Origin of the sequence: Brucella sp. 22210, assembly GCF_052045675.1 — a bacterium.
GTDB lineage: Bacteria > Pseudomonadota > Alphaproteobacteria > Rhizobiales > Rhizobiaceae > Brucella.
The window spans coordinates 181,948-198,969 of the sequence record NZ_JBQEPD010000010.1; the positions used below are offsets into that span (position 1 = coordinate 181,948).

Consider the following 17,022-nt stretch of genomic DNA (forward strand, 5'->3'; position numbering starts at 1 on the left):
GTGTTTTACGCTGCGGATTGACCATTTCATCTGTCTGTACTGAATATACCGACTTCGAATCTGACCTGAAGGCGGTATCCTCTGATGCTATTTCAGGACATGGATTCATACTGACAGGTGAGTTTCATGCCGACCGACGACCGTAAGAAAAGCCGGGTTACGCTTCTGGATGTGGCACGCCATGCGAATGTTTCGCGGGCCACGGCGTCGCTTGTCATCCGCAAGAGCCCGCTTGTGGGAGCCGCGACGCGGGAGAAGGTCGAGAAGGCGCTCCAGGAACTCGGCTACGTCTACAATATGGGCGCAGCGAGCTTGCGGGCCGACCGCTCGAACACGGTTGGCGTGATCGTGCCGACGCTGGGCAATCCCTTTTACGGCGAGCTTCTGGCCGGCATCGACAGTATTGTCGGCGAGGCTGGCATGGTTGTTCTGCTGGCCAATAGTCATGAGAATTTTGCCAATCAGAACACGTTGATGCAGCGCATGCGCGAGCATGGCGTTGATGGCGTGATCGTATCGCTGACGGCGGGAACCGAGCCGGAATTTATCGAGCAGATTGCCGATTGGGGACTTCCCGTCGTGCAGGTGCTCCGCCATGTAACTGACAGGATCGACTATGCCGGGGTCGATTATGCGGGCGGCATGCGGCAGGCCGTCAATCACCTGTCCGGACTGGGGCACAGGACCATCGCTTTTGCGGTGCATGGGCCGGTGCATTCTGCCTATCGCGAACGTGTCGAGGGCTTTCGCGAGGCGATGCAGCAGAAGGGCTTGGACCCGGAACTGATCGTGCATCTGCCAAGCACTATGCCGGAAATCGCCAAGGCCGCGCCGCTTCTGTTTCAGCAAGGGCCGGAACCAACGGCCGCAATCTGCTTTAACGATGTGATAGCACTCGGTCTTTCGGCCGGGCTTTATGATTGCGGGCGAAAAATCGGGGAGGATTTTTCACTGATCGGCTTTGACGATGTCAGCGATGCCGAGGCGACACGCCCGCGCCTGAGTTCCGTCGCGACGCGCCCGGTGACGGTCGGCGAAAACGCGGCCAGATTGCTGCTTTCGCGCCTTGCAGAACCGGAAATGGCTGCGCAGCGGATCGTCAGCGAGACCTATTTGCAGGTTCGCCAGTCCTGTGGACGCCCTGTGGGCTGACGAGAGATTTGATCATCTAATCCGAATTAATGATTGACGAGAGGGGTTAAACGAATTTAGATCGATCTAAATTGGGCTGATCTTGGAGGAAGACAGCCAATTCGCCGACCGGGAGGTTCCAGCATTGTACAATTTCAATTTCGCGCCAGTGTTCGCGTCTATGGACAAGCTGCTTCTCGGCGCCTGGCAAACGATCGAGCTTTCTGTCGCTGCCATGGTGCTCGGGCTGGTCGTTTCCATTGTGTGCGCCTTGGGCAAGACATCCGGCTCGAAGCCGGTGCGCTTTGTCATCGACGCCTATGTGGAGATCATCCGCAACACACCGTTTCTGGTGCAGATATTCTTCATCTTCTTCGGTCTGCCCTCGGCAGGTCTGCGTCTGTCGCCCAATAGCGCGGCACTTCTGGCGCTGGTCGTGAATTTCGGCGCTTACGGCACCGAAATCATCCGCGCAGGCATCGAGTCCATCCATAAGGGACAGGTGGAAGCAGGCACTGCGCTTGGCCTCTCGCGCCTGCAGGTCTTCCGTTACATCATCATGAAGCCTGCGCTGCGCACGGTCTATCCGTCGCTGACCAGCCAGTTCATCTATCTGATGCTGACGTCGAGCGTCGTGTCGGTGATTTCGGCCAATGAACTGGCCGCCGCCGGTAATGATCTGCAGTCGGCAACCTTTGCCAGCTTCGAGGTCTATATCGTCATCACGGTGATGTACCTCATCATGTCCATCGGTTTTTCGGCGGTGTTTTCGCTGATCGAGAAACTGGCATTCAAATATCCACTGAGCCGATAGGAGCAAGGCCATGATCAGACCTTTCGGCTGGAACGAATTTCTCATTATCGTCTATGCGGCGCAGTGGACCATTGCGCTCTCGGCTATCGCCTTTGTGGGCGGTGGCATTGGCGGCATGATCGTAGCGTTGATGCGCGTCTCGGATAATCGTGTGCTGCGCTATATCGCGCTTGGCTTCATCCGCCTGTTTCAGGGCACACCGCTTTTGATGCAGCTTTTCCTTGTGTTCTTCGGGCTCAATATTTTCGGCCTGGGCATCAATCCGTGGATCGCAGCGGCTATCGCCCTGACCCTGCATGCCAGTGCTTTCCTTGGCGAAATCTGGCGCGGCTGTATTGATGCCGTGCCGCCCGGCCAGCGTGAAGCGGCAACGGCGCTTGGCCTGCGCTACTACAACCGCATGCGCTACATCATTCTGCCGCAGGCTGCGCGCATATCGGTTGCACCGACGGTCGGTTTCCTTGTGCAGCTGATCAAGGGCACATCGCTTGCCGCCATCATTGGCTTTACCGAACTGACCCGGCAGGGCCAGATCATCAACAACGCAACCTTCAGCCCGTTCATGGTCTTCGGCACGGTTGCAGTTATCTATTTCATTCTGTGCTGGCCGCTCTCGATCTTGGCTCGCAACATGGAAACCAGATTTTCTCGCGCAACCGCTCGATAATCGGGGGCTGTGTAGGGACTGATAGCCGGCGAGGAGTCCGGTTTAACAATAGGGAAGGGAAAAACATGAATATCACCAGACGCATAGCGATGACGCTTATCGGTGCTGGCGCGCTTGCCGCGGCTTTTGCGCCTGCTGCATTCGCGCAGACCGTCGAAGGCATCAAGTCGGCCGGAACGATCAAGATCGGCATGTTGGTCGACTTTCCGCCATTCGGCATCATGAACACCAATAACGAGCCGGACGGCTACGATGCCGATGTGGCAAAGCTGCTTGCTGCCGAGCTGGGTGTGAAGGCGCAGATCGTGCCGGTCACCGGCCCGAACCGCATTCCTTATCTGCAGAGCGGACAGGTCGACCTGCTGGTAGCTTCGCTGGGCATCACTGAAGAGCGCGCCAAGAGCGTCGATTTCTCCCAGCCTTATGCCGGTATTTCCATCGGCGTTTTCGGACCGAAGGACGCGGCAGTCGCCAAGCCGGAAGACCTGTCGGGCAAGACGATCGGCGTGGCACGCGCGTCGACGCAGGATACGGCGGTGACCAAGGTTGCGCCGAAGGATGCGAATATCCGCCGCTTCGATGACGATGCCAGCGCCGTGCAGGCTCTGCTGTCGGGTCAGGTCGATCTGATCGGTCTTTCCAATGTCGTTGCCGCTGAAATCGAGAAGGCAGCGCCGGGACGTTACGAGCAGAAAATCCAGCTCAGCCAGCAGGTGCAGGGCATCGCAGTGCGCAAGGGTTCGACCGAAATGCTCGAATTCGTCAACAAATTCATCGAGAAGGTGAAGGGCGATGGCGAGCTGAACAAGATCCACGAAACGTGGCTCGGTTCCCCACTGCCGGATTTCGTTTCCAAGGCGAAGTAAGTCTTTGACAGTGCCATGCCCGGTATTGGCCGGGCATGGCGGCAAACGCCGCATCCGGCGATCACGTTCAGCAAAGCGAGTTCTCGACATGAACCAGACGGCACACGATTCAGCTCAGGGCAAAGCCAGCCGGGCATCGCAGGATGCTTCCGGTACCGCGGTGCTGATGGAAGGCGTCAACAAATGGTATGGCACCTATCATGCGCTGCGGAATATCAATCTGACTGTGGCGCGCGGCGAACGCATCGTCATTTGCGGCCCGTCGGGTTCCGGAAAGTCCACGCTGATCCGTTGCATCAACCAGCTTGAGACCATTCAGGAAGGGCGCATCGTCGTCGATGGTCACGACCTGACGGCTGGCGGCAAGAATGTCGACATCATCCGGCAGGAAACTGGCATGGTGTTCCAGCAGTTCAATCTTTTCCCGCATATGACCGTTCTGGAAAACTGCACGCTTGCACCGATGAAAGTGCGCGGCGTTGCCAAAGCGGAAGCCGAAAAGACGGCACGCAAATTTCTTGAGCGCGTGCGCATCCCGGAGCAGGCGGACAAGTATCCGGCGCAGCTTTCAGGCGGCCAGCAGCAGCGCGTGGCGATTGCGCGCGCATTGTGCATGAACCCCAAGATCATGCTTTTCGATGAGCCGACTTCGGCGCTCGATCCGGAAATGGTCAAGGAAGTTCTGGACACCATGATCGATCTCGCCAAGGAGGGCATGACCATGCTCTGCGTCACCCATGAAATGGGCTTTGCGCGACAGGTCGCCGACCGGGTTATTTTCATGGATCAGGGACAGATCCTTGAAATGGCGGAGCCGGAAGAGTTCTTCGGCAATCCGAAGCATGAGCGGACAAGGGCCTTTATCGGTCAGATTTCCTGACCGCTCGCATCGTTTGTTCTGACGCATATCGCAAAGGCTAAATCCCACCTTTTGCGATGTGTTTCCCCCAATCTGGAACTGGAGTTTGACGTGACGAAGGAAATTCTGCTCGTGGAGCCGATGATGTCCGCTATCGAGGAGCGCCTCGATGCGGGCTACAAGGTGCACCGGCTTTACAAGACCGAAGAAAAGGCGGCTATCGATGCGGCTTTGGGCTCGATCCGCGCGGTCGTGACCGGTGGCGGTTCGGGGCTTTCCAATGAATGGATCGAGCGTCTGCCGTCGCTTGGCCTGATCGCCATCAACGGCGTCGGGACGGACAAGGTCGATCTACCGTTTGCGCGCAGCCGCAATGTACATGTGAGCACGACACCCGGCGTCCTGACCGATGATGTTGCCGATACCGGCATTGCGCTGATGCTCGCGCTCCTGCGCCATGTGGCGCTTGGCGACAGCTTTGTCCGCGAAGGAAAATGGGCCGGGCGTCAGGTTTTCCCGCTGGGTATCAGTCCCAAGGGCAAGCGTATCGGCGTTCTTGGACTTGGCCAGATCGGCAAGTCGCTGGCAAAGCGCGCCGAGGCTTTCGGCATGGAAGTGCATTACTGGAACCGCTCGCCGGTGGCAGGCACGAACTGGGTGGCCCATGCATCGCCGGTGGAACTGGCTGAGAACTGCGATGTTCTGGCGGTTTGTGTGGCAGCCAATGCCTCCACGGCGAATATCGTCAATGCGGATGTGTTGGCGGCGCTTGGCAACAAGGGTTATCTCATCAATGTCGCGCGCGGCACCGTGGTCGATGAAGACGCGCTTCTGGCCGCGCTGAACGGTGGCATTATCGCCGGTGCCGGTCTTGATGTGTTCGTCAACGAGCCGACGATCCGCGAAGAATTCTTCACTACTCCAAACACGGTTTTGATGCCGCATCAGGGCAGTGCAACTGTCGAAACGCGCATCGGCATGGGTGAACTGGTGCTTGCCAATCTGCAGGCCTATTTCGCAGGCGATGTTCCGCCCACCAAGGTAAATTGAGTTTTGCGATGATTGTCAGACAGGCTTTCTTCGAAGGTGAAATTCATGCCGGGCGCGAGGATGCGTTCAAGGCTTATGTCGCGGAAACCTTGATGCCGATGTGGCTTCAGTTTCCGGGCATCCGGGATGTGCGCGTGCTTTATGCCGTGGAACGGGACGAAGGCGCACCATCCTATCCGATGGTGTTGTGGACGGCTTATGACGGCCGACAAGCCTTGGCCGAGGCGCTGGAGTCACCCATCCGTTACGAAAGCCGGGAGGCCACAAAGGGCCTCCTCGCCATGTTCGATGGGCATATCCACCACCACGTTTTCGACCTCGCTCTGGTAGGCGAAGTCGTCGGTTGATGAGCGTCGTTCGGCCAGCGTTTCATGCGCTGGCCGAGTGAGTCTCTCTCCGTTTTTTGAAATTTGTCCGACCGGTCAAATTTGCAGTTTTGAGCCTTTATTTAAGTATATGATCATGTAATCACATAAATGTGATCATTGTACCGATGACGGGCACGTTTTCGCCGGTTTCTGGTATTTTAGGGGCAATTTCTTCGCCGAAACGGCTGCTTTATAGCCCCGAAATCTCTCATGTTTTGCACAGCTAGGGTACAAGTTATTTGAACTGTTCTAGTCTGGTGTGTATCGAGCGCTATGTTTTTCTCAATCGCGCAATGCGGTTTCATTTCAGAAAAGCATCCCTCCGTCTTACCCACCTAACAGGCAGGAAACGACAATGACTGACCTCCCCGGATATCCGAGTCGTCGCAGTTTTCTGAAAGCCTCCGCAGCAAGCGTCATGCTTTCAGGACTGGCTGTCTCAGCGCAGGCCGAACCGAAGACGCCACCGGTTTCGCTCGAAGACTATGAACGCCAATATTTTACCGATCTTGAATGGACATTTATCCTCGCCGCGACGGCAAGGCTGATCCCCTCGGATGGCGATGGCCCCGGCGCCATCGAAACCCGCGTCCCTGTCTTTATTGATCTCCAGCTTGCCGGCGATTATGGCCGCGCTGACGACTGGTACATGGTCGGACCGCACGACGCGTCGGCTGATCCGACACGCGGCTGGCAAACCCCGCTCAACCCGGCGCAGATTTATCGCCAGGCTATCCCGGCCTTCAACGGCTGGTGCGAACAGAAATACAGCGCCGCTTTTGCCGCTCTCACGCCTGAACAGCAGGACGAAGCACTGACTGCGCTTCAAAAGGGCGAAGTCGGTTTGCAGCCGGAATTGCGCGAGTTCTTCGGCATTCTGCTCCAGAACACCAAGGAAGGCTATTTCGCCGACCCCATGTATGGCGGCAATCACGGCATGCAGGCCTGGACCTATATTGGCTTCCCCGGTGCGCGCGGCAGCTACAAGGAGTGGGTTGAGCGCTACAATGTCGCTTACCCGCTGGGTCCGGTTTCGATCAAGGGCGAAAGGGCTTAACCATGGCACGTCAGGAAAAGAAGAAAGACGTGGTCATTGTCGGCCTCGGCTGGACCGGCTCTATTCTCGCAATGGAACTGGCGCAGGAAGGCCTCGACATCGTCGCGCTTGAACGCGGCCATGATCAGAACACCGTGCCGGATTTCAAGTATCCGAACATGATCGATGAGCTGAAATATGGCGTGCGTCTCAAGATGATGCAGCGCGCCAGCCAGCAAACGGTTACCGTGCGCCGCAACGCGGAAGAAAGCGCGCTGCCTTACCGCAGCTTCGGTTCTTTCCTGCCGGGCAACGGCGTGGGTGGTGCGGGTACGCACTGGAACGGCCTCAACTGGCGTCCGCAGGCCGAAGAACTGCGCCTGCGTTCCCACGTGCGCGAGCATTGGGGCGAGCAGATCATCCCGGAAGACATGCTGCTCGGTGATTACCCCGTTACTTATGACGAGATGGAACCGTTCTTCGACCGCTTCGAGCGCGTGGCTGGTATTTCCGGCAAGGCGGGCAACATCAAGGGCAAGATTGTTGAAGGCGGTAACCCGTTCGAGGGCTGGCGTTCAAACGACTACCCAATGCCGCCGATGAAGACGACCTGGGACGGACGCAAATTCGCCGATGCAGCGCAGGCTGCGGGTTACCACCCGTTTCCGTCGCCGGGCGGCATTGCCTCGACCGCTTACGTCAATGAATATGGCATGCAGATGGGACCGTGCAATCATTGCGGTTTCTGTGAGCGTTTTGGCTGCTACCAGTATTCGAAGTCGTCGCCGCAGACGACGATCCTTGATGCGCTGAAGCGGATGCCGAACTTCTCGTATCGCACCGAATCGGAAGTGCTGCGTGTTGAAATGGCTCCGGACGGCAAGACCGCGACCGGCGTGACCTATTTCGACGACAAGACGCAGGAAGAAGTCTTCCAGCCTGCCGATCTCGTCATCCTGTCGTCGTTCCAGCTGAACAACGTGCATCTGGCGCTGCTTTCGGGCATCGGACAGCCTTACGATCAGGCAACGGGCGAAGGCGTCACCGGACGTAACTATGCCTACCAGCTGACCGGCGGTGTGACGCTTTTCTTCAAGGATGAAGAGTTCAATCCGTTCATTGGCACCGGCGCCAATGGCATGTGTATCGATGACTTCGGCGTCAACCAGATCGATTTCGGTCGCGAGGGCTTCATTGGTGGCGCTTACTGGCGCACCGGCCAGACCAACGGCCAGCCGATCCGCAGCATGATATTGCCGTCGGGTACGCCGAGCTGGGGTGCTGGCTGGAAAAAGTCGATTGCCGAATGGTATGGCCACTCGATGAACATCGGAACCCATGGTTCCGTCATGTCCTACAAGACCAACCATCTCGATCTCGATCCGACCTACAAGGATCGCCATGGCCGCGCCTTGATGCGCATGACCTTCAACTGGAATCCGAACGATATCCGGATGACCCAGTTCATGAAGACCAAGGCGGAAGCGCTGGCCAAGACGATGAACCCGGATCTGATCCAGTCGTCCTTCAAGAAGGAAGACGCTCAGTTCGACGTTCGTCCTTACCAGACGACCCACACGACCGGTGGACACATCATGTCGGAAAATGCGCGCGAGGGCGTGGTCAATCGTTTCTCGCAGGCATGGGACAAGCACAATGTGTTCATGCTTGGTGCGGGTAACTTCGTGCAGAACACCCAGTACAACCCGACCGGCTTGCTCGGCGGCCTTGCCTACTGGACGGCACATGCGATCCGCACGCAGTATCTTTCCAATCCGCGTCCGCTGGTTTGAGGAGAACGGTGATGAAAACTTTTCTTCGCATAATCGGTGTTCTCATCGTTCTCGGCATCGTCGCCTTGCTGGCTTTCCTGTTCGTTCCGGTACAGCTTACAAAGCCGACGAAGGAACTGGCTGCTGACTGGAAACCCACGAAGGGTCAGGGCGAATATGTCATGTATGCGTCCGACTGCATGGCCTGCCACACGGCGGATGGCGGCAAGCCATTCGCTGGTGGTCGCGCCATTGCAAGCCCGATGGGCCAAATCTGGACGACCAATATTACCCCGGACAAGGAAACCGGCATCGGAAACTGGACGCTCGATCAGTTCCGCGCCGCGCTCTACGACGGTATCCGCGCCGATGGCGCGCATCTTTACCCGGCCATGCCTTACGAAAACTATCGCAAGCTGACCGAAGAAGATGTGCGTGCGCTCTACGACTACTTCATGCACGATGTGCAGCCGGTGAAGAACGAGGTTCAGCAGACTGAACTCGGCTTCCCGTTCAATCTGCGCTTTGGCATTCGCGCCTGGAACTGGCTCGCGCTGACCCATAAGGCGGGCTTCACGCCAGCGGGCAAGAACGAGGTTCAGGAACGCGGCCAGTATCTGGTCGAAGGTCCAGCGCATTGTGCCGCCTGCCACAGCCCGCGCACCAGCTTCATGGCGCAGGATGGCGTCAGCGCTGGCGACAAGAACTTCCTGACTGGCGGCGTTGTCGACGGCTGGAATGCGCCTTCGCTGCGTGGCCCGCAATCGGCTCCCCAGAAATGGTCGGTCGAGGAAATGGCTGCCTATCTCGCAACAGGTCGTAATGCACACTCGACCGCAAACGGCGAAATGGGTCTGGCCGTCGAGCAATCGTTCCAGCACCTGACCGATGCCGATACTCTGGCGATCGCCGCTTTCCTCAAGGGCATTGACGGTGCGGCTGTCGAAGTTCCGCAGAGCTTTGCGGCCAAGGCACCGACAGTCCTGCCTGCGGCGCCTGCCGATGCGGCTGGTGAAGCAACGGCGAAGATGCTGACGGAAGCATCACCGGATATGCCGGTGAGCGCCCGCCTTTATCTCGACAATTGCGCCGCCTGCCACTTCGTGACCGGCAAGGGTGCACCAGGAATATTCCCGGAACTGGCTGACAACGATCTGGTGACAGGTTCGGAAGTGAAGCCGCTGGTCTCGATCATCCTGCACGGCGCAGAAGTGCCGTCGACTGCAAAGCGTCCGATGCGTCTTGTGATGCAGGGCTATGCTGATCGCCTGACGGATCAGGAAGTGGCGGACCTCGCTTCGTTCGTTCGCTCCGCATGGGGCAACAAGGCAGGCGCGGTTTCGGCTGGTGATGTTGCTGCGGTTCGCAAGAGCCAGACAGCGCACTGATCGGTACTAGTGGTCTGATTCCAACATTTGCCTCCCTCGGTTCAAGCGCTGAGCAAATGTTGGAATCATAAAGACCACTAGCATTTGAAGAACAAAGGGGGCGGAGTGAAAGCTCCGCCGCCTTTTGTTTAAGCCTGAGCTGCCCGGCTGCGGTGAACATGCTCGATCAGCGCACGAAGCTTCGGCGCGATGTTTTTGCGTGTCGGATAGTAGAGATAAAAGCCAGCGAAATACGGGCAGTAGTCTTCCAGAATAGGTAACAGTTCGCCGCGGTCAATCCATGGGCGGAAGCTTTCTTCCATGCCGAATGCTATGCCTGCGCCCGAAACGGCCAGCTTGATCATCAGCTCCATATCGTTGGTTGTGACGGTTGGCGGCACTGCAACGCTGAACTCTTTGCCGTTTTCGGCAAATTCCCAGCGATAGGGCGACGATTTCGGGAAGGGCCGCCAGCCGACGCAGAAATGCGATGTCAGTTCCGCCGGATGGGCGGGAATTCCGCAGCGCTCGGAATAAGACGGCGCACAAACAGCAAGTTGCCGTTCTTCTCCGGCAACCGGGACGGCGATCATATCCAGCGCAATCACCTCACCCAGACGCACACCGGCGTCATAGCCTTCCGCGACGATATCGAACTCGTCATCCGTGACCATGATGTCCAGTTCAATGTCTGGATATTGTTTCAGGAAGGTTGCCAGAAGCAGCCCCGATAGAAAGCGCTCCGCAATGGACGGTACGGCGAGGCGCAAGCGTCCGCGCGGGCGCTCCTTCAGCGCCTCCGTTCCCTCCAGCGCGGAGGTCATCTCCGCTACAGCTGGCGCGATCTGGCTGTAGAGTCTTTCGCCGGCTTCCGTCAGGCTGACGCTACGCGTGGTGCGCTGGATCAGCGCAATGCCAAGACTTTCTTCGAGCTTGCGAATTGTCTGGCTGATCGCCGAACGTGTCACGCCCTGCCGCTCGGCAGCGGCCCGAAAACTGCGCTCTTCCGCGACGAGTGCGAAGATGGCGAGTGCGTTCAGATCAGGAGCCATTGGTTAGTTTTACTTCCCAGTGTGGTTAAAGAATGCGCAGTTATCGAAACAATGATTGGCGCTTACAGTCAAGGCATTCTCAATTTCCAAAGAAAGGAACAGCCATGGCTGTCGATAAAGTTGTTCTCGTCACCGGCGCATCCAGCGGCATTGGAGCGGACATCGCTCGCGAACTCGCTGCAGCGGGCGCCAAGGTGGTGCTCGGTGCACGTCGTATCGAGCGTCTCGAAGCACTGACCGCCGAACTGAACGAAGCAGGTGGGACGGCTTTCGCCCATCCGCTTGATGTCACCGACCGTGACAGCATGAATGCCTTTGCCGATGCGGCACGCGACTTGTGGGGTCGGGTCGATGTCATCGTCAACAATGCCGGTATCATGCCGCTGTCACTGATGGCTTCAATGAAAGTAGAAGAATGGGATCGCATGATCGATGTGAACATCAAGGGCGTTCTCTATGGAATCGCTGCGGTGCTGCCTGAAATGACGGCCCGCGGGTCCGGCCATATCATCAATATTGCCTCGATTGGTGCATTGAGTGTTGCCCCAACGGCTGCGGTTTATTGCGCAACGAAATATGCGGTACGGGCAATATCCGAGGGGCTGCGTCAGGAAAACAGCGCGTTGCACGTCACCTGCATCCACCCAGGTGTTGTGGAAAGCGACCTTGCACATACGATCACCGATCCCATCGCAGCCGAAGCGATGAAAACCTATCGCGCCATAGCGCTGAAGCCCGATGCAATCTCACGGGCCGTTCGTTTCGCGATCGAGCAACCAGACGATGTGGACGTCAATGAGATCGTCATTCGCCCAACCGCTACCACCTGAAGAGGACAAGGTGATGCCTACATACGCTCTGCCCATGATTGCTGCGGTTGCGGTGGCTGTGAGTCTGTTTCTTTTGACCCCCAAAGGCTTCGCAATGAACAAGCAGTCTGATTTGTCAGCTCCCGCTGACAAGAGCCATCCTTATTCGGGCATGTGGATTACCGGTGATGGTCTTGTCCGCCATCATCTGCTCCCCAACGGACGTTATGACGAGGCGCGTGGTAGTCGTGAGAGCGCCTATCAGGGGCGTTATGAAGTTCGCGGTAACCATATCTATTACTGGGACGACACCGGTTTCACGGCTGATGGACGTTTCATCGATGATGTCCTTCACCATGGCGGCATGATCCTCTATTGCCAATAGGTTTTTAGCTACGCGTGCGTTTTGAGCGCTTGCCCCAATATCAAGGTAAGCGCTCGATGCCACGTTGTTGAGAATGATTGGCTCTTTATTGAGAATTTCATTTTCTAGATTTATGTAACTAAAAATATTTTTCAGATTATACCGTTTTAAGTCACAATAAATATTGTCTAGTGAGATTTTTAAATTTTTTATGTGCTAAGCACATCTTTTCAGACGAGGGCGGTTCTGCATCTATTTATCATTGAAAAGAAATTTCACGGATTAGGTATTTGTAAAATAAAGAGATTTTCGCTTGGACTAAGAATAGATTGCTAATGAAGATAAGAAAATAGGCGATTCTTGAAAAAAATATCAACCTGCTTATGATAGAGAATCATTAATTAGGCAGAGAAATGAGAAGTGAAGGATCTGGGGGGGCAAGTGAACCTGAGTGAAAGGGCGGAGATTATTGCCGCCCCGACCTATAGGAGGGAATATGGTATACAGAAAATACGCGTTCCCCGCGCTTGTAGCGAGTTTTGTTCTTTCTTCGACACACGTTATGGCTCAAACGGCCACAACGACGTTCAATGTGCAGATTACGATTACTGCAGCTTGTCTTATTAATTCTGCAACCAACATGGACTTTGGTTCCAATGGTGTTTTGTCGACGAATGTCGACGCGACCAGCACCATAACCGTGCAATGCACGAATTCGACACCTTACAATATCGGCTTGAGCGCTGGCACGGGAACCGGCGCAACCGTCACAAACCGTTTGATGACGGGGCCGGCAAGCGCCACTATTGGATATTCGCTGTACACAACGACGGCCCGCACCGCAGTCTGGGGCAACACCGTCGGAACGAACACAGTCGCCGGGACAGGCACTGGTGCCGCTCAAGCCTATACGGTCTATGGGCGTGTTCCAGGGCAGTCGACGCCAGCTGCGGGTGTCTATACGGATACGGTAACCGCCACGATCAGCTATTAACGTCACGGAGGGTAGAATGCGTGTTCTCACTTTTGCCGCGGCGTTATTGGCGAGCTTGTATCTTGTCCCCGCGCATGCGGCTTCCTTGCGCGTTTCGCCGGTCATCATCGATCTGAGCGCGCCAACGGCGGCTTCAAACATTCGCATCTGGAACGATGCAAAACGGCCCATCAATGTTCAGGCCAGAATATTCCGCTGGAGCCAGAGCAATGGCGTTGATACCTACACGGCAGCAACCGATGTTGTTGTCAGTCCGCCCATATCGCAACTGAAGCCCGGCGGCGAAAACATCATCCGTATCGTGCGCACCACGAAAAGCCCGGTCAAGGCGGAAGAAAGCTATCGGCTGATTGTCGATGAACTTCCCGATAATGCGCAGCGGCGATCCGGCACGGTCAATCTGGTGATCCGCCATTCCATTCCGGTTTTCTTCTCGCAGCCCGGCACGCCGGATGCGAACCCGTCATGGAGTGTCCAGCGTCAATCGGGCGGTTATCAGGTGACCGTTAGTAACAAGGGAAACAAGCGGCTGCGTGTTTCCGATCTTGCATTGCAGGGTGCAGGCGGTCGTGCCGTCGCACAGCGAAAAGGCCTTGTTGGATATGTTCTGGGGCAATCAAGTGCAACTTGGTTCATTCCCGGAACAGGTGGTAGTCGGGGTGGTGGCTCGCTGACGATTTCAGCTCAAAGCGAAGCTGGCCCGATAAATGCGCAAGCGAGCGTCAGGGGCGGTTGATCTTGCGGTTTTGACGATTGCGTTTCTAACGGTCTGCACAGGATGTCTGAAAGCTGCGGCGCAGGAATTGCCACCTACGTCGTCGGGGACGCTTGTTTCCGACGATACCCCTCTGGAGCTTCAGCTTGAGGTCTATGTGAATGGCGCATCATCGGCGCTGATCGCTACGTTTCGTCAAACACCGGACGGATCACTTCTGATTGAGCCCGAACAGCTCAAGAATGTCGGGATCAAGCCCGCCACGGAAGCTATGCGGGATGACGGATGGATCGACGTGAACCGGCTCTCCGGGGTCAACGTCACCTATGACAAGGAGAACCAGATCGTTCGTTTCGATGCGCAGGAAAACAAGCGCGCCGCGCGTGTCATCGATGCGCAGTCTGGCGAGGAAGTCACGTCTGAAGAAGAAGACGAAAAACCCAAGGCCAAGAGCAATTTCGGCGGGCTGGTGAATTATACGATCTATGGCGCCAGCGGCGGACAGGATTGGTATGATCTGACGCAGTTCGAAGGTGTTTCTGGTCTCATGGAAGGGCGCCTGTTCGGTCCCTATGGCGTCCTGTCGTCGTCGCAGGTGCTCAGTTCGTCCGACACCGACAGTTTCGGGTCAACGCGTCTCGATACGAGATGGTCCTATTCGGATCAGGAAACGCTGATGACCTATAATGTCGGTGATTTCATTACGGGTGGCCTCTCATGGACGCGACCGACCCGTCTGGGCGGCGTACAAATCCGGCGCAATTTTTCATTGCGGCCCGATCTGGTTACTATGCCGATGCCTGAGCTGTCGGGGTCTGCGGCTGTGCCGTCAACGGTCGATGTTTATATCGATAACGCACGTCGTGCGACCAGCAATGTTGCATCCGGTCCATTTACGGTCACCAACCTCCCGGTGGTCACGGGCGCAGGCACAGCGCGTATGGTGGTTCGCGATGTTCTGGGCCGAGAGACGGTTACGGAAACGCCGTTCTATGCCTCGTCTAATTTGCTGGCTAAGGGGTTTGCTGATTTTTCTGCCGAAACCGGCTTTGCCCGCCGCTATTACGGCACGGAATCGAATGACTATGATGAGCGCATCGTGGGAAGCGGCACCTTGCGTTATGGTCTCACCAATAACACGACCTTAGAAGGGCACGTTGAAGGTGCCGAGAATTTCTACAATGCGGGCATTGGCGGCGTTTTCAATATCGGGCCTTACGGCGTTGGAACCTTATCCGGCGCGACCAGCAAATTCGGTGGGCAAACCGGCTACCAGATTGCTGCAAGCGTTGAAGCCGATCTCTGGGATGTCAAATTCTACGTGCGCACGCAGCGCACTTTCGGCGATTACAATGATATCGCCTCGATCACGGCCGATATAGACGAGACCGGGCTTCCGGACAATAGCGCCAAGCCTGCCAAAGCGCTTGATCAAGTTTCCGTTTCACTTCCTCGCATCTTCAATGAAACGAATCTGAATTTCTCCTACACGCAGATCGAAACTGTCGATTCCGAAAAATCGCGGATTCTTGGCGTCACCGCCACGCGGCCTTTTGGTAAGAAAGGCAACATGTTCATGTCTGCCTATACGGACTTCGAGCAGAAAGGCTCGTTTGGATTATATGCTGGATTGTCTTGGTCGTTCGACCATAACATCACGGCATCGACGAGTGTTTCGGCTGATGAAAACGGAACCACCGGGTCCATCGACTTGATGAAATCGGAACAGGCCGAGGTGGGAAGCACTGGCTGGCGGTTGCGCGGCTCTTATGGCCAGAGCGACATCATTGCTGCCAGCGGCAGCTATCGTAGCCAGATCGGCAGAATTGAAGCTGGTGTTGAAAAGTATGATGACAATGTTCGCGCCACCGCACAGATCGACGGTGCAGTTGTCCTCGCAGGCGGAGGTGTGTTCCTCTCGAACCGCATCGACGATGCTTTCAGTGTGGTGGATGTGGGCGCACCAGATGTCGACGTTCAATTCGAAAATCGTCCCATGGGCAAAACCAACAAGAGCGGCAAGATGCTGCTGCCCAATCTGCGTTCCTATGACAAGAACGTAATTTCCATTGACCCCAGCAATTTGCCGATTGATGCCACTGTAGGTGAAACTCGACAAGTGGTAAGCCCAAGCGATCGGGGTGGCTCCGTGGTGGACTTCAACGTCAAGGCCGATACGCGAGCTGCCCTTGTCACTCTGCGCGATGAGAGTGGCGCTTACATCGAGACGGGATCGACAGCGCAGCTCAATGGCTCGCAGGAGTTCATTGTGGGTTATGACGGTCAGGTCTATCTTGAAGGCATTGAGAACTCCAACACGTTGATAGTGACGCAATCCGAAAAGGGCTCATGCCAGATTACGTTCAACGCGCCACGCAATACAGAAGAGCGCGTTACCATTCCGGACGCCGTATGCAGGAGCACGCAATGAGATTTTATCGCATCGTCGCATGCGCGTTGTTCAATATATTGATTTTTCTACCAAGTTGGGCCCATGCACAAACCTGTTCCTTCAGCATCACCAATGTCAATTTTGGTACGGTCAATCTTCTTGGGGGTGGCGCGGTTGATACGACGGCGACATTGGGTGTTAATTGCTCCAACACGCTCACAGTCAGTCTTTTTCTTCGGGTGTGCCCCAATATCAATGCGGGCAGCGGCGGCTCAAGTGGCGGCTTGCGCACCATGCTGAGCGGCACCAACGCGCTGACCTATCAGCTTTATTCCGATACTGCGCGTTCGGTTCCCTGGGGGTCTGTTACCAACACGGCATTGGGGTCGCCACCACCCATCGACATGACCTTGCTGCCGCTCACATCCACTACCGCCACGCGTACGATCTATGGGCGTATCCTGTCCGGGCAGGCGGCCACGCCAGGCGGCGCGTATTTATCGACGTTCTCGGGTGCTCAAACCCGCTTCAACTATGCCAGCTATCTGCTTGTGGCGCCTGCCTGTACTGCTATGACGGATAATCCAACGCAGCCAACCTTCAACGTGACGGCCAATGTTGATCGCACCTGTACAGTCTCCGCCACGTCTATCAACTTTGGCAATCACGGGGTTCTGACATCCAATGTGGATGCGACCGGGGCTCTATCGGTAAGCTGTACCACCAACCTGCCCTATAGTGTTTCCCTGAATGGTGGTTTGAGCAA

General features: G+C 56.3%; 17 protein-coding genes. 16 read left to right on the forward strand and 1 reads right to left on the reverse strand.

Going from position 1 to position 17,022, the window contains the following annotated elements; all coding sequences use genetic code 11:
* Positions 1 to 126: 126 nt before the first annotated feature.
* The 10 genes from ACTJKP_RS14930 to ACTJKP_RS14975 all read left to right on the forward strand — a co-directional run bounded on the left by ACTJKP_RS14930 (position 127) and on the right by ACTJKP_RS14975 (position 9,951).
* Positions 127 to 1,152: a LacI family DNA-binding transcriptional regulator gene (locus ACTJKP_RS14930; protein WP_440631197.1), complete on the forward strand. Its 1,026-nt coding sequence runs from the start codon at positions 127 to 129 to the stop codon at positions 1,150 to 1,152.
* A gap of 124 nt (positions 1,153 to 1,276) precedes the next feature.
* A complete protein-coding gene (locus tag ACTJKP_RS14935) occupies positions 1,277 to 1,945 on the forward strand; it encodes an amino acid ABC transporter permease (protein WP_078338272.1) in 669 nt (222 codons plus the stop codon).
* A 10-nt stretch (positions 1,946 to 1,955) separates the two neighbouring features.
* Positions 1,956 to 2,612, forward strand: coding sequence for an amino acid ABC transporter permease (locus ACTJKP_RS14940; RefSeq protein ID WP_078338273.1), 657 nt, complete (start codon positions 1,956 to 1,958; stop codon positions 2,610 to 2,612).
* 65 nt (positions 2,613 to 2,677) lie between these two features.
* Entirely contained in the window at positions 2,678 to 3,478 is an 801-nt protein-coding gene (locus ACTJKP_RS14945) for a transporter substrate-binding domain-containing protein (RefSeq protein WP_440631198.1), read from the forward strand.
* An 88-nt stretch (positions 3,479 to 3,566) separates the two neighbouring features.
* A complete protein-coding gene (locus tag ACTJKP_RS14950) occupies positions 3,567 to 4,358 on the forward strand; it encodes an amino acid ABC transporter ATP-binding protein (RefSeq protein WP_078338275.1) in 792 nt (263 codons plus the stop codon).
* Positions 4,359 to 4,436: 78 nt separating this feature from the next.
* Positions 4,437 to 5,387: a 2-hydroxyacid dehydrogenase gene (locus ACTJKP_RS14955; protein WP_440631214.1), complete on the forward strand. Its 951-nt coding sequence runs from the start codon at positions 4,437 to 4,439 to the stop codon at positions 5,385 to 5,387.
* 8 nt (positions 5,388 to 5,395) lie between these two features.
* Positions 5,396 to 5,734, forward strand: coding sequence for a hypothetical protein (locus ACTJKP_RS14960; protein WP_440631199.1), 339 nt, complete (start codon positions 5,396 to 5,398; stop codon positions 5,732 to 5,734).
* A gap of 376 nt (positions 5,735 to 6,110) precedes the next feature.
* Entirely contained in the window at positions 6,111 to 6,812 is a 702-nt protein-coding gene (locus ACTJKP_RS14965; protein WP_078338278.1) for a gluconate 2-dehydrogenase subunit 3 family protein, read from the forward strand.
* A 2-nt stretch (positions 6,813 to 6,814) separates the two neighbouring features.
* Complete coding sequence (locus ACTJKP_RS14970) at positions 6,815 to 8,584, forward strand: GMC family oxidoreductase (RefSeq protein ID WP_440631200.1); 1,770 nt, start codon at positions 6,815 to 6,817, stop codon at positions 8,582 to 8,584.
* Positions 8,585 to 8,595: 11 nt separating this feature from the next.
* The gene (locus tag ACTJKP_RS14975) at positions 8,596 to 9,951 is read left to right on the forward strand and encodes a c-type cytochrome (RefSeq protein WP_440631201.1); all 1,356 of its coding nucleotides are present in this window, start codon (positions 8,596 to 8,598) and stop codon (positions 9,949 to 9,951) included.
* Between the two features lie 128 nt (positions 9,952 to 10,079).
* On the opposite strand, the gene ACTJKP_RS14980 is transcribed toward ACTJKP_RS14975, so the two are convergent.
* Positions 10,080 to 10,982 (reverse strand): LysR family transcriptional regulator, encoded by a 903-nt coding sequence (locus tag ACTJKP_RS14980; protein ID WP_440631202.1) that lies wholly within the window; start codon positions 10,980 to 10,982, stop codon positions 10,080 to 10,082.
* 104 nt (positions 10,983 to 11,086) lie between these two features.
* Between ACTJKP_RS14980 and ACTJKP_RS14985 the strand changes: the two genes are divergently transcribed.
* The 6 genes from ACTJKP_RS14985 to ACTJKP_RS15010 form a co-directional block, all read left to right on the forward strand.
* Positions 11,087 to 11,812: an SDR family oxidoreductase gene (locus ACTJKP_RS14985; protein WP_440631203.1), complete on the forward strand. Its 726-nt coding sequence runs from the start codon at positions 11,087 to 11,089 to the stop codon at positions 11,810 to 11,812.
* A 13-nt stretch (positions 11,813 to 11,825) separates the two neighbouring features.
* Positions 11,826 to 12,176: an Atu4866 domain-containing protein gene (locus ACTJKP_RS14990; protein ID WP_440631204.1), complete on the forward strand. Its 351-nt coding sequence runs from the start codon at positions 11,826 to 11,828 to the stop codon at positions 12,174 to 12,176.
* Positions 12,177 to 12,717: 541 nt separating this feature from the next.
* Positions 12,718 to 13,149, forward strand: a complete 432-nt coding sequence (locus ACTJKP_RS14995) for a Csu type fimbrial protein (protein ID WP_440631205.1) — start codon at positions 12,718 to 12,720, stop codon at positions 13,147 to 13,149.
* A 16-nt stretch (positions 13,150 to 13,165) separates the two neighbouring features.
* Positions 13,166 to 13,885, forward strand: coding sequence for a fimbrial biogenesis chaperone (locus ACTJKP_RS15000; RefSeq protein WP_440631206.1), 720 nt, complete (start codon positions 13,166 to 13,168; stop codon positions 13,883 to 13,885).
* Positions 13,857 to 16,295: a fimbria/pilus outer membrane usher protein gene (locus ACTJKP_RS15005; RefSeq protein ID WP_440631207.1), complete on the forward strand. Its 2,439-nt coding sequence runs from the start codon at positions 13,857 to 13,859 to the stop codon at positions 16,293 to 16,295. Before ACTJKP_RS15000 ends, ACTJKP_RS15005 begins: the two co-directional genes overlap by 29 nt.
* The coding region (locus tag ACTJKP_RS15010; protein WP_440631208.1) for a spore coat protein U domain-containing protein at positions 16,292 to 17,022 on the forward strand (731 nt) is incomplete at its 3' end. The genes ACTJKP_RS15005 and ACTJKP_RS15010, both read left to right, overlap by 4 nt.

What these genes read in the sequence shown, in the direction of transcription:
- ACTJKP_RS14930 (WP_440631197.1), top strand. Translation starts at nt 127, where the DNA reads ATGCCGACCGACGACCGTAAGAAAAGCCGGGTTACGCTTCTGGATGTG.
- ACTJKP_RS14940 (WP_078338273.1), top strand. Translation starts at nt 1,956, where the DNA reads ATGATCAGACCTTTCGGCTGGAACGAATTTCTCATTATCGTCTATGCG.
- ACTJKP_RS14945 (WP_440631198.1), top strand. Translation starts at nt 2,678, where the DNA reads ATGAATATCACCAGACGCATAGCGATGACGCTTATCGGTGCTGGCGCG.
- ACTJKP_RS14950 (WP_078338275.1), top strand. Translation starts at nt 3,567, where the DNA reads ATGAACCAGACGGCACACGATTCAGCTCAGGGCAAAGCCAGCCGGGCA.
- ACTJKP_RS14960 (WP_440631199.1), top strand. Translation starts at nt 5,396, where the DNA reads ATGATTGTCAGACAGGCTTTCTTCGAAGGTGAAATTCATGCCGGGCGC.
- ACTJKP_RS14965 (WP_078338278.1), top strand. Translation starts at nt 6,111, where the DNA reads ATGACTGACCTCCCCGGATATCCGAGTCGTCGCAGTTTTCTGAAAGCC.
- ACTJKP_RS14970 (WP_440631200.1), top strand. Translation starts at nt 6,815, where the DNA reads ATGGCACGTCAGGAAAAGAAGAAAGACGTGGTCATTGTCGGCCTCGGC.
- ACTJKP_RS14975 (WP_440631201.1), top strand. Translation starts at nt 8,596, where the DNA reads ATGAAAACTTTTCTTCGCATAATCGGTGTTCTCATCGTTCTCGGCATC.
- ACTJKP_RS14980 (WP_440631202.1), bottom strand. Translation starts at nt 10,982, where the DNA reads ATGGCTCCTGATCTGAACGCACTCGCCATCTTCGCACTCGTCGCGGAA.
- ACTJKP_RS14985 (WP_440631203.1), top strand. Translation starts at nt 11,087, where the DNA reads ATGGCTGTCGATAAAGTTGTTCTCGTCACCGGCGCATCCAGCGGCATT.
- ACTJKP_RS14990 (WP_440631204.1), top strand. Translation starts at nt 11,826, where the DNA reads ATGCCTACATACGCTCTGCCCATGATTGCTGCGGTTGCGGTGGCTGTG.
- ACTJKP_RS14995 (WP_440631205.1), top strand. Translation starts at nt 12,718, where the DNA reads ATGGCTCAAACGGCCACAACGACGTTCAATGTGCAGATTACGATTACT.
- ACTJKP_RS15000 (WP_440631206.1), top strand. Translation starts at nt 13,166, where the DNA reads ATGCGTGTTCTCACTTTTGCCGCGGCGTTATTGGCGAGCTTGTATCTT.
- ACTJKP_RS15005 (WP_440631207.1), top strand. Translation starts at nt 13,857, where the DNA reads ATGCGCAAGCGAGCGTCAGGGGCGGTTGATCTTGCGGTTTTGACGATT.